Genomic DNA, 24,305 nt, shown 5'->3' on the forward strand with positions numbered 1-24,305 from the left:
TAGCTTCTTGATGGAGGAAGCATGGATCACCGTTTGCTTGAAATTGTCGCCTGTCCGGTCTGTAACGGACGACTGTACTTTAATAAAGAAAAACAGGAACTGATATGCAAGGTTGATGGGCTGGCTTATCCGGTGCGCGACGGCATTCCTGTTTTACTGGAGCACGAAGCGCGTACGTTAGGGGCTGACGAGATAACTCAATGAACTTCAACGTCATCATTCCGGCGCGTTTTGCGTCCAGCCGTTTGCCGGGCAAGCCGCTGGCCGATATCAACGGCAAGCCGATGGTTGTGCATGTTATGGAGCGCGCCCAGGAGTCGGGGGCGCAGCGGGTTATTGTGGCGACCGATCATCCGGATGTGCAGGCGGTGGTCCGCCAGTCTGGCGGCGAGGTTTGCCTGACCAGTCCGGATCACAATTCCGGCACCGAGCGTTTGGCGGAGGTGATTGAACGCTACGGGTTTTCCGATGATGAAATCATTGTCAATGTGCAGGGTGACGAACCGCTAATCCCGCCGGTGATCATCCGTCAGGTCGCTGAAAATCTGGCCGCCAGCCACGCCGGGATGGCGACGCTGGCGGTGCCGATTGAAACCAGTGAAGAGGCGTTCAATCCCAATGCGGTTAAAGTCGTGACGGATGCGCAAGGTTACGCGCTGTATTTTTCCCGTGCGACCATCCCCTGGGATCGTGAGCGCTTTGCGCATTCAAAAGAGACCATCGGCGACCATTTTTTGCGGCACATCGGCATCTATGCCTATCGGGCAGGTTTCGTGCGCCGTTATGTCAGTTGGGCGCCCAGTCAGTTGGAGAAAATTGAACTGCTGGAGCAACTGCGGGTCCTGTGGTATGGCGAAAAAATCCACGTTGCGGTGGCGAAAGCGGTTCCCAGCGTGGGCGTCGATACGCCGGAGGATTTGGCGCGCGTGCGGGAAGTCATGGCGCGTTGACGTGAGCGCATCATGAAGAGGGTGGTTATCCAGAACGACCGCCGATCTTCCTTTATTTGATCTGTATTGAGGAAATTGTCACCGGCTGACCGCATGATGGCAAATGGAGCGATTCTGCTCAGTAGAGGTTTTAGCCATTTATGGAACTGTTGAAAGCTGAATTAAGTACGGTGCTTGGGGAAAGCCTGAGTCGGCTGGAGTGCGTAAGCGAACAGCCTTACGCGCATCTGTACGCGTTGTACGATAAAGAAGGCAATGCTATCCCGTTGCTAGCGAAAAGCTACGTTTGTCAGGGGGTGGCGCAGCAGGAGGCCTATAAGCTTTCCATGCTGGCGCGTGAAGGCGATGTCCGGCTACCGACGGTATACGGCGTGGTGATTACCCAGCAGCCGCCCTATAAAGAGCTGCTGTTGATCGAACGTCTGCGCGGCGTTTCCGTGGAGGCGCCGACCCGCACGGCGCAGCGCTGGACGCTGCTGATGGATCAAATCGTGGAAAGCGTGCTGGCCTGGCACCGTATCGATAGCCACGGTTGTGTCGGTTCGGTTGACAGCACGCAGGAAAATGACTGGTTTAGCTGGTATCAACAGCGCCTGGAAGTTCTGTGGGCCACGCTGCTCAACATCAATGCGCCGTTATTGACGCAGGGCGATCGCAGTCTGCTATACCGTTCCCGTCAATGCCTCCCGGCGTTATTTGATGATTTCAACGATAGCTGTGTGTTGGTGCACGGTAATCTCTCTTTACGCAGTATGCTGAAAGATCCCCGCAGCGATCAGCTACTGGCGATGATCAATCCGGGCATGATGCTCTGGGCGCCCAGAGAGTACGAGCTGCTGCGGCTATGCGAATCGGGCATGCCGGAACAGCTGTTATATCACTATCTCAGCAAAGCGCCGGTTGCCGAGTCATTTGTTTACCGCCGCTGGCTGTACGTTATCTGGGAAGCCGTCGCCCGCTATATTCATACCGGCCAACTGGATCGCCGATTGTTTGATGCCGCCTCGTGCGAGCTGTCCCCCTGGTTGGAATAAAAGCCGGCGACGCTTATTGATCCGGCGAGTTCTGCGCCGCTTTGACGCCTTTCAGGCTTTGCCATAGGCGCCCTAACGTTTCATACCAGGCCCGCTCGCTGTGCGACAGATAGTAGGCCGAAGGAAATACCTTTTCCCACGGATTCAGCGCCGTGGTAATCGCCATTTGATTAGCGGGGGCGGGGATCGGGTTCAAGCCTTGCGCCTGGAAAAAACGGATCGCGCGGGGTAAATGGTTAGCCGAGGTCACCAGTAAAAAGGGCTGCCTGCCGACGATTTTTGCCGTGCTGGCGGCTTCTTCTTCCGTATCCCGCGGCGTATCCAGTATCAGGATATCCTGAGCCGGGATCCCTAAGCTTTCAGCAACCAGCGCCGCCGTTTTCGCGCTGCTCACCGGATTGCCTTGCGCCGCGGCGCCGGTGAAAATCATTTTGGCGCCGGGGTTGGCGTAATAAAGCCGGATACCTTCGGTTACGCGCGGCAGGCTGTTGCCGATAAGGTTGGAGCTTGGCGCCCAGTCCGGGTTATAGGTGTATCCTCCGCCCAATACCACAATGTAATTCACGTGGGGCTGGTTCTGCCGCCAGGTGGGATAATGCTTTTCCAACGGCAAGAGCAGACGATCGGCGACGGGCTGAATACTGATCAACACCAGCGTCAGCCAACTCACCAGAATCAACGTTTTACCGCCGCGTTGCCATCGCGTGCGCCACAACAGCAACAGACCGATGCCCATTAATAACAACAGCAACGGTAAGGGCTGCAACAGGCCGCCGATAGATTTTTTAACGATGAAAAGCATACAATTGCATCCTGTGGGTGAAAAAAACCGCATCCGGGCAGATATCATTAGGTAAGACGATTTATTCTACGTCAGCCTGTGCCAGAATAGCAGCTTCAACCAAGCCCGGTGCGCGCGATTGCCACGCATTTTTTATTAGCCATGACTATCATTATGCGGAACCTTTGACTGATGCAGGATCGCAATTTTAACGATATCGCTGAAAAGTTTGCCCGGAACATTTATGGCACCACCAAGGGGAGACTGCGACAGGCGGTATTATGGCAGGATCTCAGCGGTCTGCTGGCGCAGTTTCCCGACCGGCCCCTGAACATTCTGGATGCGGGCGGCGGCGAAGGACATATGGCCTGCCGTCTGGCGGCTTTAGGACATCAGGTCTTGTTGTGCGATTTATCAGATGAGATGATTCAGCGCGCCAAACAGGCCGCCGGCGCACAGGATGTGATCCATAACATGCGTTTTGTACAAAGCGCCGCGCAGGATATCGGTCAATATATGGATAAGCCCGCCGATCTGATATTGTTTCACGCGGTGCTGGAATGGGTGGCGCAACCACAGCAGGCGCTTAAGATATTGTATGATTGTTTGTCGCCGGGCGGTGTGTTGTCGCTGATGTTCTATAACCAGCATGCTTTGTTGATGCGCAATATGGTATTGGGTAATTTTGCCTATGTGCAGGCCGGCATGCCGAAGCGTAAACGGCGGTCGCTATCGCCCGATCACCCGCTGGATCCGCAGCAGGTTTATGGCTGGCTTGATGAGCTGGGGTTGTCTATCCAGGGTAAGACGGGCGTGCGGGTGTTTCATGACTATTTGCAGAATAAGCAGCAACAAAGTGATAATTTTGCCGAGATCCTGGAACTTGAGCAGCGTTACTGTCGGCAGGAGCCCTTTGTGAGTCTGGGGCGCTATATCCATGTCATGGCGCGCAAACCCCATTTGAAGGATGCATTATGAGTGATTTTTCCCAGACTGTACCCGAACTGGTGGCCTGGGCACGAAAAAATGATTTTTCCCTTTCACTTCCCACGGAGCGTCTGGCTTTTTTGCTGGCGATAGCGACACTGAACGGTGAGCGCATGGATGGTGAAATGAGCGAAGGCGAACTGGTTGATGCTTTTCGCCATGTCAGTCAGGGATTTGATCAGACAAACGAAACCATTGCCGTGCGCGCCAATAATGCAATTAACGATTTGGTGCGCCAACGGCTGCTTAATCGCTTTACCAGCGAACTGGCGGATGGCAATGCCATCTATCGCCTGACGCCGCTGGGGATCGGCATTACCGATTATTACATTCGCCAGCGTGAGTTCTCGACGCTGCGTCTCTCCATGCAGCTTTCTATTGTGGCTCAGGAGCTTAAACGTGCGGCTGATGCGGCGGAAGAGGGCGGCGACGAGTTTCACTGGCATCGGCATGTTTTTGCGCCGTTGAAATATTCCGTCGCGGAAATTTTTGACAGCATCGATCTATCCCAACGGCTGATGGATGAACAGCAGCAGGGGGTAAAAGACGATATCGCCGCCTTGCTGAGCCAGGATTGGCGCGCGGCGATCACCAGTTGTGAACAGCTGTTGACGGAAACATCAAGCACGCTGCGCGAATTGCAGGATACGCTGGAAGCGGCGGGCGACAAATTGCAGGCCAGTCTGTTGAGTATCCAGGATGCGATTCTGAACAACCCGAATAACCTGGAATTTGTTGATAAGCTGGTGTTCGATCTGCAAAGCAAACTTGACCGTATCGTCAGTTGGGGCCAGCAAACCATTGATCTGTGGATCGGTTACGATCGCCACGTGCATAAATTTATCCGTACCGCCATTGATATGGATAAAAACCGGGTGTTCGCCCAACGGTTGCGCCAGTCGGTGCAAAGCTATTTTGACAGTCCGTGGGCATTAACTTTCGCCAACGCCGATCGTTTGCTGGATATGCGTGATGAGGAGTTGGCGTTACGCAGTGACGAAGTGACCGGCGAATTGCCGCCGGAGTTGGAATATGAAGAGTTCAGCGAGATGCGCGAGCAGTTGATCGCGTTGGTGGAACAGGCGCTGCATAAATATAAGGCGCAACAAATACCGCTTAATTTAAGCGATGTGATGCGCGAGTATCTCACGCAGTATCCCCGCTCTCGGCATTTTGATGTTGCCCGAATCGTGGTCGACCAGGCTGTCCGCCTGGGTGTGGCCGAATCAGATTTCACCGGATTGCCTGCGCTATGGCAGGTAATCAATGATTACGGAGCCAAGGTACAGGCCCATGTCATCGACAAATATTGAACAAATCATGCCAGTCAGGCTGGCGACGGCGCTGTCGAATATGCTCTTCCCCGCGTTGGACAGCCAGCTTCGCGCCGGCCGTCATATCGGGATTGAAGAGCTTGAAAATCATGCCTTTCTGATGGATTTTCAGGAAGAACTGGAAGAGTTTTACGGCCGTTACAATGTGGAGCTGATCCGCGCGCCGGAAGGTTTTTTCTACCTGCGTCCGCGCTCGACGACGCTGATCCCGCGCTCGGTCTTGTCTGAACTGGATATGATGGTGGGGAAAATTCTCTGCTATTTATACCTCAGTCCTGAACGTCTGGCGCATGAAGGTATTTTCAGTCCGCAGGAGCTGTATGAAGAATTGCTCAGTCTGGCGGATGAAAACAAATTGCTGAAGCTGGTTAACCAGCGTTCGACAGGTTCCGATCTGGATCGACAAAAGCTTCAGGAAAAAGTACGCACGTCGCTCAACCGTCTGCGTCGGCTGGGCATGATTTATTTCATGGGCAGCGACAACAGCAAGTTTCGTATTACCGAATCGGTATTCCGCTTCGGCGCCGATGTGCGCAGCGGCGACGATGCCCGTGAGGCGCAACTACGGATGATTCGCGACGGTGAAGCGATGCCGGTTGAAGGCAGCCTGTCGCTGAAAGACGAAAGCGACGAAAACGATCGCGCAGACGATACCCGGTCGGAGAGTGTTGAGGATGAACAGGAATGATTGAACGCGGTAAATTTCGCTCACTGACGCTGGTTAACTGGAATGGTTTTTTCGCCCGCACGTTTGATCTGGATGAGCTGGTCACCACGCTATCCGGCGGCAACGGGGCGGGTAAATCGACCACCATGGCGGCGTTTATTACGGCGCTGATCCCCGACCTGACGTTACTGCATTTCCGTAATACCACCGAGGCCGGCGCCACCAGCGGTTCACGCGACAAAGGGCTGCACGGCAAGCTGCGCGCCGGGGTCTGCTATTCCACCCTTGATGTGATTAACTCCCGTCATCAGCGTGTGCTGGTGGGGGTGCGCCTGCAACAGGTCGCCGGCCGCGATCGCAAGGTGGATATCAAGCCTTTCACCATCCAGGGGCTGCCGACGGCCATCCAGCCGACGCAAATTCTGACCGAGGTGGTCGGCGAGCGTCAGGCGCGCGTTCTCTCTTTGCAGGAGTTGAAAGAGCGGGTTGAGGAGATGGAAGGGGTTCAGTTCAAACAATTCAACTCCATCACCGATTACCACTCGCTGATGTTCGATCTGGGCGTGGTTCCGCGCCGTTTACGTTCGGCCGCCGATCGCAGCAAGTTCTATCGGCTGATTGAAGCGTCATTGTACGGCGGCATCTCCAGCGCCATCACCCGCTCGCTGCGCGATTATTTACTGCCGGAAAACAGCGGCGTGCGCAAAGCGTTCCAGGATATGGAAGCGGCACTGCGCGAGAACCGCATGACGCTGGAAGCCATCCGCGTCACCCAGTCCGATCGTGATTTGTTTAAGCACTTGATCTCCGAGGCCACGTCCTATGTCGCCGCAGACTATATGCGCCATGCCAATGAGCGGCGTATTCATCTGGATAGCGCGCTGGAACTGCGTCGCGATCTGTTCGGCAGCCGTAAACAGCTGGTTGCCGAACAATACCGCCATGTTGAAATGGCCCGTGAACTCGAAGAGCAAAGCGGCGCCGAGAGCGATTTGGAAACGGATTATCAGGCTGCCAGCGACCACCTGAATCTGGTGCAGACCGCCATGCGTCAGCAGGAAAAAATCGAGCGTTACAACGCGGATCTGGAAGAGCTGAGCTACCGGCTGGAAGAACAAAATGAAGTGGTTGAAGAGGCGCGGGAGCAACAGGCTGAGAATGAAGCCCGGGCCGATGCCGCCGAACTGGAAGTGGATGAGCTGAAAAGCCAGCTTGCCGACTACCAGCAGGCGCTTGATGTGCAGCAAACCCGGGCGATTCAATATCAGCAGGCGCAACAGGCCTTGGAGCGTGCGCGTACGTTATGCCAGTTGCCGCAGCTAACCGCCGACAACGCGGATGAATGGCTGGAAAGCTATCAGGCGAAAGAGCAGGAAACCACGGAAGTGCTGCTGATGCTGGAGCAGAAACTGAGCGTGGCGGATGCCGCGCACAGCCAGTTTGAACAGGCTTACCAACTGGTGACCCGGATTGCCGGCGCGGTCAGCCGCGGCGACGCCTGGCAGGTGGCGCGTGATCTATTGCGCGACAGTTCCTCACAGCGTTATCAGGCTGAGCGCGTGCAGCCGTTGCGTATGCGGTTATCGGAGCTGGAACAGCGACTGCGCGAACAGCAGGACGCGGAGCGGCTATTGCAGGATTTCTGTAAACGTCACGGGCAGGATTATCAGCCGGAAGATCTCGAATCTCTTCAGCAGGAGCTTGAGGCGCGTATTGAAACCCTGTCGTCGCTGGTGGCGGAAGCCGGCGAGCGCCGCATGGCGCTGCGTCAGGAACTGGATCAGGTACAGCAACGCATTCAGCAATTGACCGCCCGCGCGCCGGTCTGGCTGGCGGCGCAGGAAACGTTGACCCAGTTGAGCGAGCAAAGCGGCGAGACGTTTGAAGACAGCCGGCAGGTGACGGAGTACATGCAGCAATTGCTGGAGCGCGAGCGTGAAACCACGGTCGAGCGCGATGAAATTGCCGCCCGCAAACGCAGTATCGAAGCGCAGATTGAGCGCCTCAGCCAGCCCGGCGGTTCCGAAGATCCGCGGTTGAATGCGCTGGCGGAACGCTTTGGCGGCGTCTTGCTGTCGGAAATCTACGATGACGTCACGCTGGATGACGCACCTTATTTCTCAGCGCTTTATGGCCCTTCCCGGCACGGCATCGTGGTGGCGGATCTCTCATTGGTGCGGGAGCAGTTGGCGGGTCTGGAAGACTGCCCTGAAGATCTGTACCTGATCGAAGGGGATCCGCAATCATTTGATGACAGCGTGTTTGCCGTCGAGGAGCTGGAGCGGGCGGTGGTGGTGAAAGTGGCCGACCGGCAGTGGCGTTACTCCCGCTTCCCGGAGGTGCCTTTATTTGGCCGCGCCGCGCGCGAAATGCGTCTCGAAAGCCTGCGCGACGAACGTGAAACGCTGGCGGAGCACTATGCCACGCTGTCATTCGACGTGCAGAAAACCCAGCGGTTGCATCAATCCTTTAGCCGTTTTATCGGTACGCATCTGGCGGTGGCGTTTGATGACGATCCGGAAGCGGAAATTCATGCCTTGAATTCACGCCGTGGCGAGCTTGAGCGGGCGATGGCGAATTTCGACGGTGAGAATCAGCAGCAGCGTCAGCAATATGAACAGGCGAAAGAGGGCAGCAGTCAGCTTAATAAGCTGATCCCGCGCATCAGCCTGTTGTGCGATGACAGCTTGCCGGATCGCGTTGAGGAAATTCGCGCCGAGTTGGAAGAGACCGAAGAGTCGGTGCGTTTTATCCAGCAACATGGCGCGGCGCTGACAAAGCTGGAATCAGTGGCGTCGGTTCTGGAAAACGATCCGCAACAGCATCAACAGCTTCAGGAAGATTACGTGCAGGCGCAGAATGCGCAGCGCCAGGCGAAACAGCAGGCGTTTGCGCTCACCGAGGTTGTGCAACGTCGGGCGCATTTCAGCTATACCGACTCGGCGGGGATGCTGGGCGAAAACGCAGACCTGAATGACAAACTGCGCCATCGTCTGGAGCAGGCTGAGACGGAACGAACCCGGGCCCGCGAACAACTGCGTCAGCATCAGTCTCAACTGACGCAATACAGTCAGGTGCAGGCGTCGCTGAAAAGCTCTTACGACGCGAAGTGCGACATGCTGAAAGAGCTGACGCAAGAGCTTCAGGACATTGGCGTGCGCGCGGATGCGGATGCCGAGTCTCGCGCCCGTCAACGTCGCGATGAACTGCATGCCGCCTTAAGTAATAACCGCGCGCGCCGCAATCAGTTGGAAAAACAGATTACGTTCTGTGAAGCGGAAATGGAGGGGTTGCAGAAGAAATTACGCAAACTGGAGCGGGATTACCATCAGATGCGCGAGCAGGTGGTAACCGCCAAGGCGGGCTGGTGCACGGTGATGCGCCTGGTCAGGGATAACGGCGTTGAGCGGCGTTTGCACCGCCGTGAACTGGCCTATATGGATGGCGACGAACTGCGTTCCATGTCGGACAAGGCGCTGGGCGCGCTGCGTTTGGCGGTAGCGGATAATGAACATCTGCGCGACGTGCTGCGTCTTTCCGAAGATCCCAAACGCCCGGAGCGCAAAATTCAGTTCTATATCGCGGTATACCAGCATCTGCGCGAGCGTATCCGGCAGGATATTATCCGTACCGACGATCCGGTGGAGGCCATCGAACAGATGGAGATTGAGCTGAATCGTCTGACGGAAGAGCTGACCGCGCGTGAGCAGATGCTGGCCATCAGTTCGCGCAGCGTGGCGAATATTATCCGCAAGACCATCCAGCGCGAGCAAAACCGTATCCGCATGTTGAATCAGGGGCTGCAATCCGTCGCTTTCGGTCAGGTGAAAAGCGTGCGTCTGAACGTGAACGTGCGGGAAACGCATACTACATTGCTGAACGTATTGTCCGAACAGCAGGAGATGCATCAGGATCTGTTCAACAGTAACCGGCTGACCTTCTCCGAAGCGTTGGCGAAACTGTATCAACGCCTGAATCCTGAAATCGATATGGGGCAGCGGACGCCGCAAACCATTGGCGAAGAGCTGCTGGATTACCGGAACTACCTGGAGATGGAAGTCGAAGTCAACCGGGGAGCCGATGGCTGGTTACGGGCCGAAAGCGGCGCGTTGTCGACCGGGGAGGCGATCGGCACCGGTATGTCGATTCTGGTCATGGTGGTGCAAAGCTGGGAAGAGGAATCGAAGCGCCTGCGTGGCAAAGACATATCCCCTTGCCGCTTATTGTTCCTTGATGAGGCCGCCCGCTTGGATGCGAAGTCGATTGCTACGCTGTTTGAGCTTTGCGATCGTCTGGAAATGCAGTTGATTATTGCCGCCCCGGAAAATATCAGCCCGGAAAAAGGCACTACCTATAAGCTGGTTCGTAAGGTCTATCAGAACAACGAACACGTTCATGTGGTAGGGCTGCGGGGCTTTGCCGGTGACGCGACAGAGATCCGGGAACAGGCTTCCTAGCGTGGGTGAACAAAGTATTTTATGTGCAAAGCCGCTTTTTTGAGCGGCTTTATTTTTTAGCCTGACGATGATTATGTGAAAGTTAATCGGGCAACTTGCCGGACCAGTAAAATAATCCTGTCATCAGAGAAGCAAAAATATTTTTCTCTTTATATACTGATAGTAAGACCGATGAAGTATTTCAGTCTGGAAAGGCAATATATGCCGCAGATAATTACCGGTTAATATTGCTACTTAAAAAAACAACCATTTTCTCTGCAATATTTAAGCCGGGTTAATTTATTTACACCATCAAAATGGCTTGTCGTGGAAGGCATTGTGGTTAATGTGTACAGGGGATAAATGGATGTTGTTACATAAGCGAAAAACGCAGAGGCTACTGTGGAGTGGTTGTATTTGGGTCTGTAGCCTGTCTCCTTCGTTTTCGGTGCTGGCAACATCAGCCGTGGCGTTGTCTGGCCTATCCCAAAGTGTGGGGGCCGTTTCGGTGGAACATAGCCGGGCGAGCTTGTTGGCGGCGTTGCCTAAAAGCATTACGCCGTATTATCTCTCCGATTTATCATCGCTCTATGCACAGCATCAAATGCAACCGATGTGGACGGACAGTCGGGCCGTACAGCAGTTTCAACAGCAATTGGCTGAGCTGGCGATGGCTGGCGTGCAGCCGCAGTTTACCACTTGGGTGACCTGGCTTACCGATCCTCAGCTAACCGGTTTTGCGCGTGATATTGTTTTATCCGATGCCATGCTGGGCTATTTACAGTTTGTTTCCGGCGTGGAAAGCAATGGCAATAGCTGGTTATACAGCAGTGTGCCTTATCGTTTGCAATCTCCTTCAGCAATGGTCGTCAGTCAGTGGCAACAGGCGGTGATGGCCGGCAATAACGCCGCTTATGTGGTGGCATTGGCCCCGCAGCATTCACAGTATGCCAAAATGCATCAGGCGCTGAAGGCAATGCTGGCGGATAATCGCCCCTGGCCGACATTGAACCTGTCTGAAAGTTTACGTCCGGGGCAGTCAAGTCAGGCGCTGCCGGCGCTGCGTGAAATTTTGCAGCGCACAGGGATGTTGGCGCCTGCCGGGGAGAGCGCGTTGTTTAATGATCATACGCTGACCGCCGCATCCCCGGCGGCGGCGAGTCAATCTTTGGACAACCCGTCGGCGGACGGCGAGCTTATTGCATCTGAAAATATCTACAGCGGCGAATTGGTCGACGCGGTAAAACGTTTTCAGCACTGGCAGGGGCTGGATGGCGATGGCGTTATTGGTAAGCGAACCCGCGACTGGCTGAATGTTTCGCCGCAAACGCGCGCTACGCTATTGGCGCTGAATATCCAGCGCTTGCGCCTGCTGCCGGATAACGTTCACACCGGCATCATGGTTAATATCCCGAACTACTCGCTGATTTATTATCAGGATGGCGCCGAAAGGCTGTCATCGCGGGTCATTGTCGGCCAGCCGAAGCGCAAAACGCCGCTTATGCGCAGTTCGCTTTATAATGTGGTGGTCAACCCGCCGTGGAACGTGCCGACGACGTTAACGCGACAGGATATTATTCCCAAGGTTATTCAGGATCCCGGTTACTTACAGCGCCACGGTTACACCATTCTGGCTGACTGGAGTCAGGAAGCGGAAGCGATCGATCCGATGATGATTGACTGGCCGATGGTGTCGCCCGGCCGTTTCCCCTATCGCCTGCGTCAGGCGCCGGGGGCAAATAACGCGCTGGGGCGTTATAAGTTCAATATGCCCAATTCTGAAGCGATTTATCTGCACGATACGCCGAATCATAATTTGTTCCAGCGGGATATCCGGGCGCTGAGTTCCGGCTGTGTTCGCGTGAATAAAGCCTCCGAACTTGCCAATATGTTATTGCAGGATACCGGCTGGAATAATGAGCGTATCACGTCGACGCTGGAGCGGGGCAATACCACCTATGTGCCGATGAAACATAGGATCCCGGTAAGTCTTTATTATTTAACCGCATGGGTGGCCGATGACGGTAAGCCGCAGTTCCGAACAGATATTTACAATTATGATTCCACGGCGCGATCGGGGACGCACATTCTGTCCAGAGCCGGGTTGTTATTGCAGTAAGTATTGAATATTTCGGGGTTTAGCGAAATAAGCCCATTATTTGCCAGGCGGGGAATCATTGCGATCCCCCGCAAACCCTTGAGTAAAGCGGGTTGACTCACTTTTCATAGGCGGTTATGGTTCCAGACGGCGCATTTTACGTGCTCCCATGACACCGTTCTTTATATCCAGGTAATCCGCTTTATGGAAGACATCGACAATCATCGCCGTAAATGGCTGGCGCTGGGTGGTGCGGCATTAGGTATTGCACTTCTTCCCGGTCAGGCAATGGCTACGTTATCTACGCCCCGTCCACGTATTTTGACGTTCAATAATCTCAATACGGGAGAACGCCTTAAAGCCGAGTTTTTTGACGGCAGGCGATATAATAAAGAAGAGTTATCCCGTCTTAATCATTTTTTCCGCGATTACCGGGCTAACAAAGTCAAAACGATTGATCCGCAATTGTTTGATCAACTTTATCGATTACAGGTGATGTTGGAAACCAACAAGCCGGTTCAACTGATTTCCGGGTATCGCGCAATAGATACCAATAATGAACTGCGGGCGCATCGCAAAGGCGTCGCCAAGCAAAGCTATCATACCAAAGGGCAGGCGATGGACTTCCATATTGAAGGCGTCCAGCTTGCCAACCTGCGTAAAGCCGCGATGAAAATGCGTGCCGGCGGCGTTGGATATTATCCGCGCAGTAATTTTGTCCATATTGATACGGGGCCTGTTCGCACCTGGTAAACTGACTGGCTGTAATGGATTGTTATTATTTTGTTTATCCCGGAGCAGTATGAAATATCAAATTATCCCCGTTACGGCATTCAGCCAGAATTGCACATTATTATGGTGTGAGAATACCAATGAAGCCGCCATCGTCGATCCCGGTGGGGATGCGGATAGAATAAAACAGGCGGTGGCGCAGGCAGGCGTTGCCGTTAAGCAGATTCTGTTGACTCACGGGCATCTGGATCATGTCGGCGCCGCGGCTGAACTGGCGGAATTTTATCAGGTGCCGATTATCGGCCCGCAGATCGAAGATGCGTTCTGGCTGGAAGGATTGCCCGCGCAGAGCCGTATGTTCGGGCTGAGTGAGTGTAAACCGTTAACGCCTTCCCGTTGGTTAAAAGAAGGCGATGAGATTACAATCGGCAAGGTTACCCTTGAGGTATTTCATTGCCCTGGCCATACGCCCGGACATATCGTTTTCTTTGATAAAGTATCGCGTCTGGCGCAGGTGGGTGATGTTATTTTCAATGGCGGCGTGGGGCGCAGTGATTTCCCCCAGGGCGATCATCAGGCTTTAATCTCCTCAATCCGCAATAAATTACTCCCGCTAGGGGATGATATTACCTTTATTCCGGGCCACGGGCCGATATCAACCTTTGGTCAGGAACGTAAAACCAATCCGTTTATTCGCGATGAGCCTGCGGTTTGGTAGCGATGTAATAAACACTTGAACGTCGGCAGCAAAAAACGCCGGCGCGTTTTCAATGTCACCCAGAGACGGTGGCGGTAGATCGCCATAAAAAAGCCGGTTTGTCACCGGCTTTTTTACGTTTATCGGTTGGCCGGTTTACAGCACGGCGACAATGGCTTCACATAGCGGCGCCATATTTTCCGGCGTCATTCCGGCTACGTTAATACGGCCGGAGTTGACGGCGTAAACTCCGAATTCATCCCGTAGCCGTAAAACCTGCTCTTTATTCAGCCCGCTGAATGAGAACATGCCGTTTTGGTTAATAATGAAAGAGAAATCCTGCTTGGCCCCTTTCTCCTGCAACGTATTCACAAATAGTTGACGCATCCGCTGAATACGTTCGCGCATCGCCGTCAGTTCCTGCTCCCAGATGGCGCGCAGGGCATCGTTAGCCAGAATGGTTGCCACCACCGTTGCGCCGTGAGCGGGAGGATTGGAGTAATTGGCGCGGATAGCGGCTTTCATCTGGCTGAAGGCTTTATCGGCAGTGTCGGCATCGGCGGCAACCAGCGTACAGGCGCCCACGCGTTCATTGTACAGACCGAAGTTTTTGGAATAAGAACTGCAAACGATCAGCTCTTTATGCTTGGCCGTGAAAATACGCAGTCCTTCGGCATCTTCTTCCAATCCGCGGGCAAAACCCTGATAGGCGAAATCGAACAGCGGCAGCCAGCCTTTTTGCACCGAAAGCTCGGCCAATTGCGCCCACTGCTCAGCCGTAGGATCGATCCCGGTAGGGTTGTGGCAGCAGCCGTGGAATAAGACCACATCGCCAGCCTGAGCCGATTCAAGGCTGCTTAACAGGGCATTAAAGTTTAATGCGTGATTGGCGGCATCGTAGTAATCATATTCACGTACTTCCAGCCCCACGGCGGAGAATACGTTCTTATGGTTCGGCCAGGTCGGGTTGCTGATCCAAATGCGTTTGGCGCTGGTCTGGTTGGCGATAAAGTCGGCCGCCACGCGCAAACCGCCCGTACCGCCCGGCGTTTGCGCCGTACGGGCGCGTTTGTCGGCAATGATGCTATTTTGCTTGCCAAACAGCAGTTCCTGCGTGCACTGACCAAATGCCGGCAAACCGTCAATGCCGAGGTAGTTTTTGGTGGTTTCGTTTTCCAGCAGAAATTGTTCCGCTTTTTTGACGCTGGTTAATACCGGTGTTTTACCGGTTTCATCTTTATAAACGCCGATGCCCAGATTAATTTTATGCGGACGATCGTCGGCGCGGAAAAGATCGGTCAGTCCGAGAATGGGGTCAGCGGGTGCGGCAGCGATATTTTCAAACATTGATAGGGTGTTCCATGGCAGAGATTAAGCAAGAATTCTCAGATTACCGCCAGTAAAAGGCTTTGCCAACCGTTGGGTTAAAAAAGAAAGGGAAATAACCAGCGGAACGGGGGAAACAAAATAAAAGACTGGCAACAAAGGAATAATAGGGACGAAAAAAACAAAAAGGCAGAACCGAAGTTCTGCCTTTTCTATACGGTAAACGGTTTAAACCGCTATACGGTATGCAATCAACTTAGAACTGATAAACCAGACCAACTGCAACAGTGTCGTCATCATTGACACCATATGCGTTGTCGTCTTTAATCAGGTTGATTTGATAATCAACAAAGGTAGACATATTTTTGTTGAAAGCATAGGTCGCGCCAACGCTGACATACTTGGTGATGTAATCGTTTTTACCATTTACATCATCTTTAGCTTTACCTGATACATATGCTAAAGAAGGCGTTAAGCCAAAATCGAAGTTATACTGAGCTACAGCTTCAAAGATTTTGGTTTTGTCTGCGAAACCATCGGTGTCAGTTAGACTGGCAGGGGTAGATTCCTGGCCAATAAACGACAGGTTGCGGTATTCGCCGTAGGTTGCAGCCAAGTAAATAGCGTTAGCGTCATATTTCAGACCGGTAGCCCAGGCTTCAGCTTTCTTACCACGACCAGTAGTAACAGAACTATTCTGCTCATTAGTACGGTCGATGGCAGCATAAGAAGCTACAACGCCCAGACCAATGTCTGATTCGTAAGAGGATGAAATACCCCAGCCATCACCATTTTGTTCACTGATGTTACTGCGGTTATTCGAGGTATCGCTGCTGTTTTTACCTTGGTATTGAATAGCAAAGTTCCAGCCGTCAACCAGGCCAAAGAAGTCGGTATTACGGTAAGTCGCCACGCCAGTAGAACGGCTAGTCAGGAAGTTATCAGTGTTAGACTGATCGCCACCAAATTCCGGTAATACGTCGGTATAAGCAATACCGTCATAGGCGATACCCTGATTACGTCCATAGTCGAAAGAACCATAGTCCGCGAACTTCAGACCGGCAAAGGCAAAACGAGTTTTGTCGCTGTTAGCTGAACCACCACTTTCTGATCTGTTCCCTCTGAATTCGTATTCGAAACGACCATAACCAGTCAGGTCGCTGGTAATCTGAGTTTCACCTTTGAAACCCAGACGCGCATAGGTTTTGTCGCCGTCATTACCGGTATTATCGGAGAAGTAATGCATGCCTTGTACTCGGCCATACAGATCCAGCTTGTTGCCGTCTTTGTTATAAACTTCGGCTGCGTTTACTGCACCAGCTGCTAACAGAGTTGGGATTACCACTGCGAGAATGTTGCGCTTCATCATTATTACCCTCATTGGTGTTATTCAGACACCTGCCACTGCCATAAAAAATTCCTTACGGAACATTCCTGAAAGTTTGGTGTCTTCCTGTGTCTGAACGCAGTTTTCCATTCACACGCCTGTTAATCCACCCCGAAAATGCTACTAACTTCGTAATCCAGTAACTAATGGAAAATATGTATTACAAAATGTAAATTTTAGGGAACTTTGTGACGCATAACTAAAATTAAAAAAAAAAGAGTCGGGAAAACCGACTCTTCTTTGCTACCTATTTGTTTTACTTATATTAAATTTTTATTTAGAAACTGGCGTTTCTCGGTGTACGCGGGAAGGGGATAACATCGCGCACGTTTTGTACGCCGGTAACATAGGCAATCAGACGTTCAAATCCCAATCCGAATCCGGAATGAGGGATGGTGCCGTAACGGCGTAAATCGCGATACCACCAGTAGTCTTCTTTACTCAGTCCCATCTCTTCCAAACGTTTGTCCAACTGATCCAGACGCTCTTCGCGCTGAGATCCGCCGATGATTTCACCAATGCCCGGTGCTAATACGTCCATGGCGGCAACGGTTTTACCGTCGCTGTTCATGCGCATATAGAAGGCTTTGATATCTTTCGGGTAGTTTTTAACCACCACCGGCGCTTTGAAATGTTTCTCCGCCAGATAACGTTCGTGCTCTGAGGAAAGATCGACGCCCCAGTACACCGGATTTTCAAATTTTTGCCCGCAGTTCAGCAGGATTTCGACGGCGTCGGTGTAATCGACCTGAGCAAAATCAGAGGTGATAAAGCTTTCCAGACGGCTGACCGCTTCTTTATCCACCCGCTCGGCAAAAAACGCCATGTCGTCCGCCCGTTCATCAAGCACCGCTTTAAACACATACTTCAACAGGCTTTCGGCCAGTCCGGCGATATCGTCCAGAGAGGCAAAGGCCACTTCCGGTTCGATCATCCAGAATTCGGCCAGGTGACGGCTGGTGTTGGAGTTTTCCGCCCGGAAAGTCGGGCCGAAAGTATAAACTTTAGACAGCGCGCAGGCATAGGCTTCGCCATTTAACTGACCTGAAACCGTCAGGAAGGCCTCTTTACCAAAAAAGTCCTCGCTGAAATCGACTTTACCTTGTTCAGTCCGCGGCAGGTTTTCCAGATCGAGGGTGGAAACTCGGAACATTTCCCCCGCGCCTTCGGTGTCGGACGCGGTAATCAGCGGAGTTGACACCCAGAAGTAACCCTGTTCGTGGAAGAAACGATGAATAGCTTGAGCCAGCGTATGACGAACGCGGGCCACCGCGCCGATCAGGTTCGTCCGGGGACGTAAATGCGCGACTTCACGCAGATATTCGATGCTATGGCGTTTGGCCGCCATGGGATAGGTATCCGGATCGTCCACCCAGCCAATAACCTTGACTTCGGATGCCTGCAACTCAAAGCTCTGACCTTCGCCCGGAGAGGCGACGACGTTGCCGGTGACTTCCACGGAACACCCTGTAGTCAAACGCAGGACGTCGTCTTGGTAATTGGAGAGATTATTATTAACGACAGCCTGTAATGGATTAAAGCAGGAGCCGTCATAAACGGCAACAAAGGAGATACCGGCTTTAGAATCTCTCCGGGTACGCACCCAGCCGCGCACGGTGACTTCGCTGTCAACGGCAACACGGCCTTGCAGTACGTCGACTACAGGCACTACGCTCATAAAATTCTCTCTTCAATTAATAGTGTTTAAAAACAGTGAATGCCCTGTCTGCGGGCATTTCGTTATGTTACTTGCCGTCGGGCAGGACACAAGCAGAAATCGCCGGAATGCCATAAAGTTTTGCGCATTCCGGCGTGGCTGGGTTAAAAGTTATCCAATCAAAGGGTCTCGAAACGGGTCAACTGGCTTTTTTAACGCGGGGGAGGGCGAAAGCTTTGCGTAATTCGCACACGAAAGCCTGATCCTGACAAATCGTTTTACCGGGGCTGTCAGACAGTTTCGCCACTGGTTTACCATTGCATTCCACCAGCTTAATCACGATATTCAAGGGGTTGACCCCGGAAATATCACACGTCAGACGCGTCCCTATACCAAATACCAGATTGATGCGCTGCCAGAAATGGCGGTAGAGCGCCAGCGCTTTATCAAGATTCAAATTATCAGAGAATACTAGCGTCTTGCTTAACGGATCGATGTCCAGGCGCTGATAGTGGGCAATGGCTTTTTCTCCCCAGGCAACGGGATCGCCGGAGTCATGCCTCAGCCCCTGGTAAGACGTGGCGAACGGGCGATCGAAGTCGCGCAGGAAGGCATCCATGGTAATGCAGTCTGTCAGCGCGATACCCAACTGGTCGGGATATTCACGTAACCACATCTGTAAGGCGGCGCGCTGGCTGTTGGCAAGCACCGGGGTTATCCGTTGGTGAGCCTGGAACCATTCGTGCGCCTGCGTGCCGACGGGGGCCAGTTTTAATCGGCGAGCCAAGTCATAGTTGCTGGTGCCGATTAAATAAGGAAACTCGGCCTGCAACGTACTGACAATCGTCTGTTGCACATCTTGTGAGAAGCGACGACGGGTGCCGAAATCCATCAGCTTGAAATGGCTGATATCGACATCGGCGCTGATTTTACGGAAGTGCTCAAATGTCTTATGCAGTTGATCCAGCGCCTGCGCCGCGCCAACCAGAGGAGAGCGGTTGCGGTGGACGACTTCGCTAATCACCGCCAGCAGCGGGACTTCCCATAAAATGACCTCGCGCCACGGCCCGGCAATGCGGATATCCAATTTGCCTTGATGATTTTTAATACTGACCTGTTGCGGATTAAAACGAAATTTCCGCAGCCAGTTGAGATAATCCTGTTTAAAGAAAGGGAGAGAAGAAAGATAGCTGAATTCTTCGTCACTCAAAACCAGGTACCGCATAAGATCAACCTGTTCGGCGATCTCTTCAGCATAGATTCCTAACAACTCATCGCCGCGGCAGCGGAATTCAGCCGCTACATCGACAGGATAATAATGATGATATACCGCCTGTTGCATATGCAGCTTATAGGCATCGGTATCCAATAATGAGGTTAGAATCGGGGAAGTGTGTAAAGTCATAATGCGTTACAGCATCCTCGTTAGACGCATATCCACAGTCGGGACAATCGGCAGGGTTCACGCAGTATACCCTGCTTAGCCAAATTTTGCCTTATCACAACATAATGGGGCCGCTTAGGCGAGATTCAAATGTGCTCTGAGATGATTATTATTCTCATTATTTTATCATGGTAACATTGGCGTAACAGGCATAAACTTAATTTCTGAAGCTTATGACGAGGTGAAAACTTTATATGAATCAACAGCCGCAAGTAAAATATCGCCAGGACTACCGAGCGCCGGATTACACCATTACCGATATTGCGCTGGATTTTGAACTGGATGCGGAGAAAACCCATGTAAAAGCAGTGAGTCAGGTGGTGTTGCAAGGTCAACCGGGCGCGCCGCTGAAGCTGGACGGCGAGGGCCTCAAGCTGGTAAGCCTGCATGTGGATGGCTCGTCATGGCCGCATTATCAGCAACAGGATAACGGGCTGACACTGACGCAGTTACCGGCTGAATTTACGCTGAGTATTGAAACTGAAATCAATCCGGCGGCCAATAGCGCGCTGGAAGGGTTATACCAGTCAGGCGAAGCGCTGTGCACCCAGTGCGAGGCGGAAGGCTTCCGTCACATTACCTATTACCTCGATCGCCCGGACGTGCTGGCTAAATTCACCACGCGCATCACTGCCGACAAGTCGCGTTATCCCTATTTGCTTTCCAACGGTAACCGGATTGCGCAAGGCGATCTCGCCGACGGCCGCCATTGGATCGAATGGCAGGATCCGTTCCCCAAACCGTGCTATCTGTTTGCGCTGGTGGCGGGGGATTTTGATGTCTTACAGGATCGCTTTACCACCCGATCCGGCCGGGATGTGGCGCTTGAGCTGTATGTCGATCGCGGCAATCTGGATCGCGCCGGCTGGGCGATGGCCTCATTGAAGAATGCCATGAAGTGGGATGAAACCCGTTTCGGGCTGGAGTATGACCTCGACATCTATATGGTTGTGGCGGTGGACTTCTTCAATATGGGCGCGATGGAAAATAAAGGATTGAATGTATTCAACTCCAAATATGTGCTCGCCAAGGCTGAAACCGCAACCGATAAAGATTATCTGAATATCGAAGCGGTGATCGGTCACGAGTATTTCCATAACTGGACCGGAAATCGCGTCACCTGCCGTGACTGGTTCCAACTGAGTTTGAAAGAGGGGCTGACGGTTTTCCGCGATCAGGAGTTCAGTTCCGACCTGGGTTCCCGCGCGGTTAATCGTATTGATAACGTGCGTGTGATGCGCGGGGCGCAGTTTGCCGAGGACGCCGGCCCGATGTCCCATCCTATTCGTCCCGATCAGGTGATAGAAATGAACAATTTCTATACCTTGACGGTGTACGAAAAAGGATCGGAAGTGATCCGGATGATGCATACTTTATTAGGGGAAGAGAAATTTCAGGCCGGGATGCGTCTCTACTTCGAGCGTCATGATGGCAGCGCAGCGACCTGCGATGATTTCGTCCAGGCGATGGAAGACGCTTCCGGTGTGGATCTCACTCAGTTCCGCCGCTGGTACAGTCAGTCGGGTACGCCGGTGCTGACGGTGCGCGACGATTACGATCCGCAAACGCAGCAATATTTATTGAGCGTCAGCCAGATGACGCCGGTGGGGGCCGATAAGCAGGCCAAACTGCCGCTGCATATCCCGCTGGATATTGAATTGTACGACCAGAAGGGACAGGCGATCCCGCTGCAAAGAAACGGTCAGCGGCTGTCTTCCATATTGAACGTGACCGAAGCAGAGCAAACCTTTATTTTCGATCGGGTTCCCTGTCAGCCGGTTCCTTCTTTATTACGTGAGTTTTCCGCGCCGGTAAAACTGAATTATGCCTGGAGCGATGCGCAACTGACGTTCCTGATGCGTCACGCCAGCAATGCGTTTTCTCGTTGGGATGCGGCGCAAAGTTTGCTGGCCAATTACATTCGTCTGAATGTTTCCCGTTATCAGCAACAGCAGTCGCTTTCGTTACCGATGCATGTAGTTGATGCTTTCCGCGCTATTTTGCTGGATGAAAATCTGGATCCCATGCTGGCATCGCAGATCCTGACGCTGCCAAGCGAGAATGAAATCGCCGAGCTGTTCGACACCATCGATCCGGTGGCGATCGCGGCGGTGCGCGATGGCCTGATCCGCGCGATGGCAAAAGAGATGGCGGATGAATGGCTGGCGGTTTATCGCGCCAATCAGACGCCGCAATATCGCATTGAGCACGCGGATATCGGTAAACGCGCCTTGCGGAATATTTGCCTGTATTATCTGGCGTTTGGCGATGAGGCTCAGGCCGACAACCTGGTAACCGCGCAGTTCCAGCAGGCCGATAACATGACGGACTCGCTGGCGGCGCTGTCCGCTGCGGTTAGCGCGCAGTTACCGGGACGCGATGCGCTGTTGGCCCGCTTTGACGATCGCTGGCATCAGGACGGCCTGGTCATGGATAAATGGTTTACGATCCAGGCTACCAGCCCGGCGGCGGATGTGCTTGAGCGGGTTCGTGAACTCCAGCGCCATCGCTCGTTCAGCCCGAACAACCCGAATCGTCTGCGGGCGCTGATTGGGGCGTTCGTCGCCGCTAATCCTTCCGCATTCCATGCGGAAGATGGCAGCGGTTATCGTTTCCTGACCGAGGTGCTTATCGATCTTAATACCCGCAATCCGCAGGTCGCCGCGCGGTTAATTGAGCCGTTGATCCGCTTAAAACGTTATGACGCCAAACGGCAGGGGTTGATGCGTCAGGCGCTGGAACAGTTGAAAACGCTGGAGAATTTGTCTGGCGATCTGTTCGAGAAGATTGGCAAAGCGTTGCAGGATTAACGCTTTTTCCTCGCCTTATTTGGTCTTTTCCCCGTGGTGAGATGCCCGTGATATCGGGCATCTCACCTCTCTTTCAGGTTTGCGGCTAGTCAACGGAATTGCGCAAACGTTTTACTTTCCGCTGTGATGGAACTACCATCTCGCCGTATTCCGACTTTGTTTATTCGCGATTGGGATCTCAGGAGACGATATGTTCTATCCCGTTATCAAGAAAGCGTTATTTCAGCTCGATCCAGAACGAGCACATGAGTTGACCTTCCAGCAATTACGCCGCATTACCCATACCCCTTTTGAATTTCTCGTCCGTCAGTCCGTTCCGACCAAACCCGTTAGCTGCATGGGATTGTCATTTAAAAATCCACTTGGCCTGGCCGCAGGGCTTGATAAAGACGGCGACTGTATTGACGCATTGGGCGCAATGGGGTTTGGCTTTATTGAAGTGGGAACGGTCACGCCGCGTCCGCAACCCGGGAACGATAAGCCGAGATTGTTCCGCATTGTTGAAGCCGAAGGATTAATTAATCGGATGGGCTTTAATAATAAAGGCGTCGATTATCTGGTCGAGAATGTCAAAAAATCACAATTTGGCGGCGTGTTGGGGATCAATATCGGTAAAAATAAAGATACCCCGGTAGAACAAGGTAAAGAGGATTATCTGATCTGCATGGATAAGATCTATCCTCACGCCGGCTATATTGCGATAAATATCTCTTCGCCCAATACGCCGGGATTGCGCACGCTGCAATATGGCGAGGCGCTGGACGATCTTTTACTATCGATAAAAAATAAGCAGACCGAGTTAAGTGAGAAATATCAAAAATATGTTCCGGTGGCGGTAAAGATCGCGCCGGATCTTTCTGAAGAGGAATTGATCCAAATAGCCGACAGCCTGGTTCGTCATAACATTGACGGCGTGATTGCCACCAATACCACGCTCGACAGAAAATTGATCCAGGGATTAAATCACTGCGGTCAGACCGGAGGATTAAGCGGTCGTCCTTTACAGCTGCATAGCACGGAAATTGTCCGGCGGTTATCGCAGGAATTAGCCGGACGATTGCCGATTATCGGCGTAGGCGGCATTGATTCTTTGGTTGCCGCGCGTGAAAAACTGGATGCGGGCGCGACATTGATTCAGATATATTCAGGCTTTATTTTCCGGGGACCCGGCCTGATTAAAGATATTGTTACGCATATTTAATCATTTCTGTCTTTCATTTATCTCCGGGGGTTTATTTATTCCCCCGGCTAGTCTATATTTTACTCGTTTGCATAAATAAACTATCAACACCTGCCGGTTTTTTTATTGCATAGTTTTTTATTACATGGTTTTGCAATCAGCCATTTCCTATAATAGATGCAACAAAAGGCGAAGGGTAAATAATATGAAGTTAAAACCTGACGATAACTGGCGCTGGTATTTTGATACCGAACACGATCGGGTGATGCTGGATCTCGCCAATGGCATGTTATTCCGTTCGCGTTTCCCGTCTAAAATGTTAACCCCGGATGCGTTTAATGAAAGCGCATTTTGTGTTGAAGACGCGGCTTTATTTTTTACCTATAACGAAAAGTGCCAAAAGATGGCATTGAGTCGCGACCTTCAGGGTGAGCTAATTTTGAATGCGCTGGTCGCCAGTCGTTTTCTTAAACCGCTGATGCCCAAAAGCTGGCATTTCGTGCAGCAGCATGTCGCGACTGTACCCGCGCCGCAGGCGGGCGATATCGTTCAGGTTCAATTGACCGAAAACAATGATACCGCGTGTTTTCTGATCGCCGAAGCCGGCGATAAAGCCAGCCTGTGTCTGCTGGCGCAGGAACAGCTAATACTGAACGCCAAAATGATGGTGCTGGGGGATGCGATAAAAATCATGCATGACCGATTATTGCCGGTTGCCATCCAGAGTGAACCTGAACAGACGCCATCGTCTTATCTGTTCGCCAAGGTCGTTTAACCTCTGGCAT

General features: G+C 52.6%; 18 protein-coding genes. 13 read left to right on the top strand and 5 right to left on the bottom strand.

The annotated features are described in order from the left end of the window. Nucleotides 1–21: 21 nt before the first annotated feature. The 3 genes from JG725_RS01610 (at nucleotide 22) to JG725_RS01620 (ending at nucleotide 1,984) form a co-directional block, all read left to right on the top strand. Entirely contained in the window at nucleotides 22–204 is a 183-nt protein-coding gene (locus JG725_RS01610; protein WP_172288071.1) for a Trm112 family protein, read from the top strand. After that, nucleotides 201–950 (top strand): 3-deoxy-manno-octulosonate cytidylyltransferase, encoded by a 750-nt coding sequence (gene kdsB, locus JG725_RS01615; RefSeq protein WP_172288070.1) that lies wholly within the window; start codon nucleotides 201–203, stop codon nucleotides 948–950. Before JG725_RS01610 ends, kdsB begins: the two co-directional genes overlap by 4 nt. A 140-nt stretch (nucleotides 951–1,090) precedes the next feature. Continuing rightward, entirely contained in the window at nucleotides 1,091–1,984 is an 894-nt protein-coding gene (locus JG725_RS01620) for a YcbJ family phosphotransferase (RefSeq protein ID WP_172288068.1), read from the top strand. Between the two features lie 13 nt (nucleotides 1,985–1,997). On the opposite strand, the gene elyC is transcribed toward JG725_RS01620, so the two are convergent. After that, on the bottom strand, nucleotides 1,998–2,786 hold the full coding sequence (gene elyC, locus JG725_RS01625) for an envelope biogenesis factor ElyC (protein ID WP_172288067.1): 789 nt from the start codon (nucleotides 2,784–2,786) through the stop codon (nucleotides 1,998–2,000). A 171-nt stretch (nucleotides 2,787–2,957) separates the two neighbouring features. On the opposite strand from elyC, the gene cmoM reads away from it, so the two are divergent. From cmoM to JG725_RS01660, 7 genes are all read left to right on the top strand, one after another. Next, a complete protein-coding gene (gene cmoM / locus JG725_RS01630) occupies nucleotides 2,958–3,743 on the top strand; it encodes a tRNA uridine 5-oxyacetic acid(34) methyltransferase CmoM (protein ID WP_199376265.1) in 786 nt (261 codons plus the stop codon). Next, nucleotides 3,740–5,065 carry a chromosome partition protein MukF gene (gene mukF, locus JG725_RS01635; RefSeq protein ID WP_199376267.1) on the top strand — a complete coding sequence of 442 codons (1,326 nt, stop codon included), beginning with the start codon at nucleotides 3,740–3,742 and terminating at the stop codon, nucleotides 5,063–5,065. Before cmoM ends, mukF begins: the two co-directional genes overlap by 4 nt. Continuing rightward, the gene (mukE, locus tag JG725_RS01640; protein WP_199376269.1) at nucleotides 5,046–5,774 is read left to right on the top strand and encodes a chromosome partition protein MukE; all 729 of its coding nucleotides are present in this window, start codon (nucleotides 5,046–5,048) and stop codon (nucleotides 5,772–5,774) included. The genes mukF and mukE overlap by 20 nt, the downstream gene beginning before the upstream one ends. Further along, the gene (gene mukB, locus JG725_RS01645) at nucleotides 5,771–10,210 is read left to right on the top strand and encodes a chromosome partition protein MukB (protein WP_199376271.1); all 4,440 of its coding nucleotides are present in this window, start codon (nucleotides 5,771–5,773) and stop codon (nucleotides 10,208–10,210) included. Before mukE ends, mukB begins: the two co-directional genes overlap by 4 nt. A gap of 346 nt (nucleotides 10,211–10,556) precedes the next feature. Next, nucleotides 10,557–12,308 carry a L,D-transpeptidase gene (gene ldtD, locus JG725_RS01650; RefSeq protein ID WP_199376273.1) on the top strand — a complete coding sequence of 584 codons (1,752 nt, stop codon included), beginning with the start codon at nucleotides 10,557–10,559 and terminating at the stop codon, nucleotides 12,306–12,308. A gap of 183 nt (nucleotides 12,309–12,491) precedes the next feature. Continuing rightward, complete coding sequence (locus JG725_RS01655; protein ID WP_172288057.1) at nucleotides 12,492–13,040, top strand: YcbK family protein; 549 nt, start codon at nucleotides 12,492–12,494, stop codon at nucleotides 13,038–13,040. A gap of 49 nt (nucleotides 13,041–13,089) precedes the next feature. Then, entirely contained in the window at nucleotides 13,090–13,737 is a 648-nt protein-coding gene (locus tag JG725_RS01660) for an MBL fold metallo-hydrolase (protein ID WP_199376275.1), read from the top strand. Nucleotides 13,738–13,872: 135 nt separating this feature from the next. On the opposite strand, the gene JG725_RS01665 is transcribed toward JG725_RS01660, so the two are convergent. The 4 genes from JG725_RS01665 to pncB form a co-directional block, all read right to left on the bottom strand. Then, nucleotides 13,873–15,063 (bottom strand): amino acid aminotransferase, encoded by a 1,191-nt coding sequence (locus tag JG725_RS01665; RefSeq protein WP_199376277.1) that lies wholly within the window; start codon nucleotides 15,061–15,063, stop codon nucleotides 13,873–13,875. A 235-nt stretch (nucleotides 15,064–15,298) separates the two neighbouring features. Continuing rightward, nucleotides 15,299–16,411 carry a porin gene (locus JG725_RS01670; protein ID WP_304502318.1) on the bottom strand — a complete coding sequence of 371 codons (1,113 nt, stop codon included), beginning with the start codon at nucleotides 16,409–16,411 and terminating at the stop codon, nucleotides 15,299–15,301. A 295-nt stretch (nucleotides 16,412–16,706) separates the two neighbouring features. Next, nucleotides 16,707–18,107, bottom strand: coding sequence for an asparagine--tRNA ligase (gene asnS, locus JG725_RS01675; protein ID WP_172288053.1), 1,401 nt, complete (start codon nucleotides 18,105–18,107; stop codon nucleotides 16,707–16,709). Between the two features lie 178 nt (nucleotides 18,108–18,285). Beyond that, a complete protein-coding gene (gene pncB, locus JG725_RS01680) occupies nucleotides 18,286–19,491 on the bottom strand; it encodes a nicotinate phosphoribosyltransferase (protein ID WP_199376279.1) in 1,206 nt (401 codons plus the stop codon). Between the two features lie 233 nt (nucleotides 19,492–19,724). Between pncB and pepN the strand changes: the two genes are divergently transcribed. From pepN to JG725_RS01695, 3 genes are all read left to right on the top strand, one after another. Next, the gene (gene pepN / locus JG725_RS01685; RefSeq protein ID WP_199376281.1) at nucleotides 19,725–22,340 is read left to right on the top strand and encodes an aminopeptidase N; all 2,616 of its coding nucleotides are present in this window, start codon (nucleotides 19,725–19,727) and stop codon (nucleotides 22,338–22,340) included. A gap of 190 nt (nucleotides 22,341–22,530) precedes the next feature. Then, nucleotides 22,531–23,541 carry a quinone-dependent dihydroorotate dehydrogenase gene (gene pyrD, locus JG725_RS01690; RefSeq protein ID WP_199376283.1) on the top strand — a complete coding sequence of 337 codons (1,011 nt, stop codon included), beginning with the start codon at nucleotides 22,531–22,533 and terminating at the stop codon, nucleotides 23,539–23,541. A 184-nt stretch (nucleotides 23,542–23,725) separates the two neighbouring features. Beyond that, on the top strand, nucleotides 23,726–24,295 hold the full coding sequence (locus tag JG725_RS01695) for a cell division protein ZapC (RefSeq protein WP_199376285.1): 570 nt from the start codon (nucleotides 23,726–23,728) through the stop codon (nucleotides 24,293–24,295). Nucleotides 24,296–24,305 lie beyond the last annotated feature (10 nt).

Origin of the sequence: Brenneria sp. L3-3C-1 (genome assembly GCF_016456245.1) — a bacterium.
Classification (GTDB): Bacteria; Pseudomonadota; Gammaproteobacteria; order Enterobacterales; family Enterobacteriaceae; genus Brenneria.

Coding starts and splice junctions, on each gene's coding strand:
- JG725_RS01620 (WP_172288068.1), top strand. CDS start 1,091: ATGGAACTGTTGAAAGCTGAATTAAGTACGGTGCTTGGGGAAAGCCTG.
- JG725_RS01695 (WP_199376285.1), top strand. CDS start 23,726: ATGAAGTTAAAACCTGACGATAACTGGCGCTGGTATTTTGATACCGAA.
- JG725_RS01655 (WP_172288057.1), top strand. CDS start 12,492: ATGGAAGACATCGACAATCATCGCCGTAAATGGCTGGCGCTGGGTGGT.
- pncB (WP_199376279.1), bottom strand. CDS start 19,491: ATGACTTTACACACTTCCCCGATTCTAACCTCATTATTGGATACCGAT.
- mukF (WP_199376267.1), top strand. CDS start 3,740: ATGAGTGATTTTTCCCAGACTGTACCCGAACTGGTGGCCTGGGCACGA.
- elyC (WP_172288067.1), bottom strand. CDS start 2,786: ATGCTTTTCATCGTTAAAAAATCTATCGGCGGCCTGTTGCAGCCCTTA.
- JG725_RS01670 (WP_304502318.1), bottom strand. CDS start 16,411: ATGATGAAGCGCAACATTCTCGCAGTGGTAATCCCAACTCTGTTAGCA.
- JG725_RS01610 (WP_172288071.1), top strand. CDS start 22: ATGGATCACCGTTTGCTTGAAATTGTCGCCTGTCCGGTCTGTAACGGA.
- JG725_RS01660 (WP_199376275.1), top strand. CDS start 13,090: ATGAAATATCAAATTATCCCCGTTACGGCATTCAGCCAGAATTGCACA.
- pyrD (WP_199376283.1), top strand. CDS start 22,531: ATGTTCTATCCCGTTATCAAGAAAGCGTTATTTCAGCTCGATCCAGAA.
- JG725_RS01665 (WP_199376277.1), bottom strand. CDS start 15,063: ATGTTTGAAAATATCGCTGCCGCACCCGCTGACCCCATTCTCGGACTG.
- mukE (WP_199376269.1), top strand. CDS start 5,046: ATGTCATCGACAAATATTGAACAAATCATGCCAGTCAGGCTGGCGACG.
- cmoM (WP_199376265.1), top strand. CDS start 2,958: ATGCAGGATCGCAATTTTAACGATATCGCTGAAAAGTTTGCCCGGAAC.
- mukB (WP_199376271.1), top strand. CDS start 5,771: ATGATTGAACGCGGTAAATTTCGCTCACTGACGCTGGTTAACTGGAAT.
- pepN (WP_199376281.1), top strand. CDS start 19,725: ATGAATCAACAGCCGCAAGTAAAATATCGCCAGGACTACCGAGCGCCG.
- ldtD (WP_199376273.1), top strand. CDS start 10,557: ATGTTGTTACATAAGCGAAAAACGCAGAGGCTACTGTGGAGTGGTTGT.
- kdsB (WP_172288070.1), top strand. CDS start 201: ATGAACTTCAACGTCATCATTCCGGCGCGTTTTGCGTCCAGCCGTTTG.
- asnS (WP_172288053.1), bottom strand. CDS start 18,107: ATGAGCGTAGTGCCTGTAGTCGACGTACTGCAAGGCCGTGTTGCCGTT.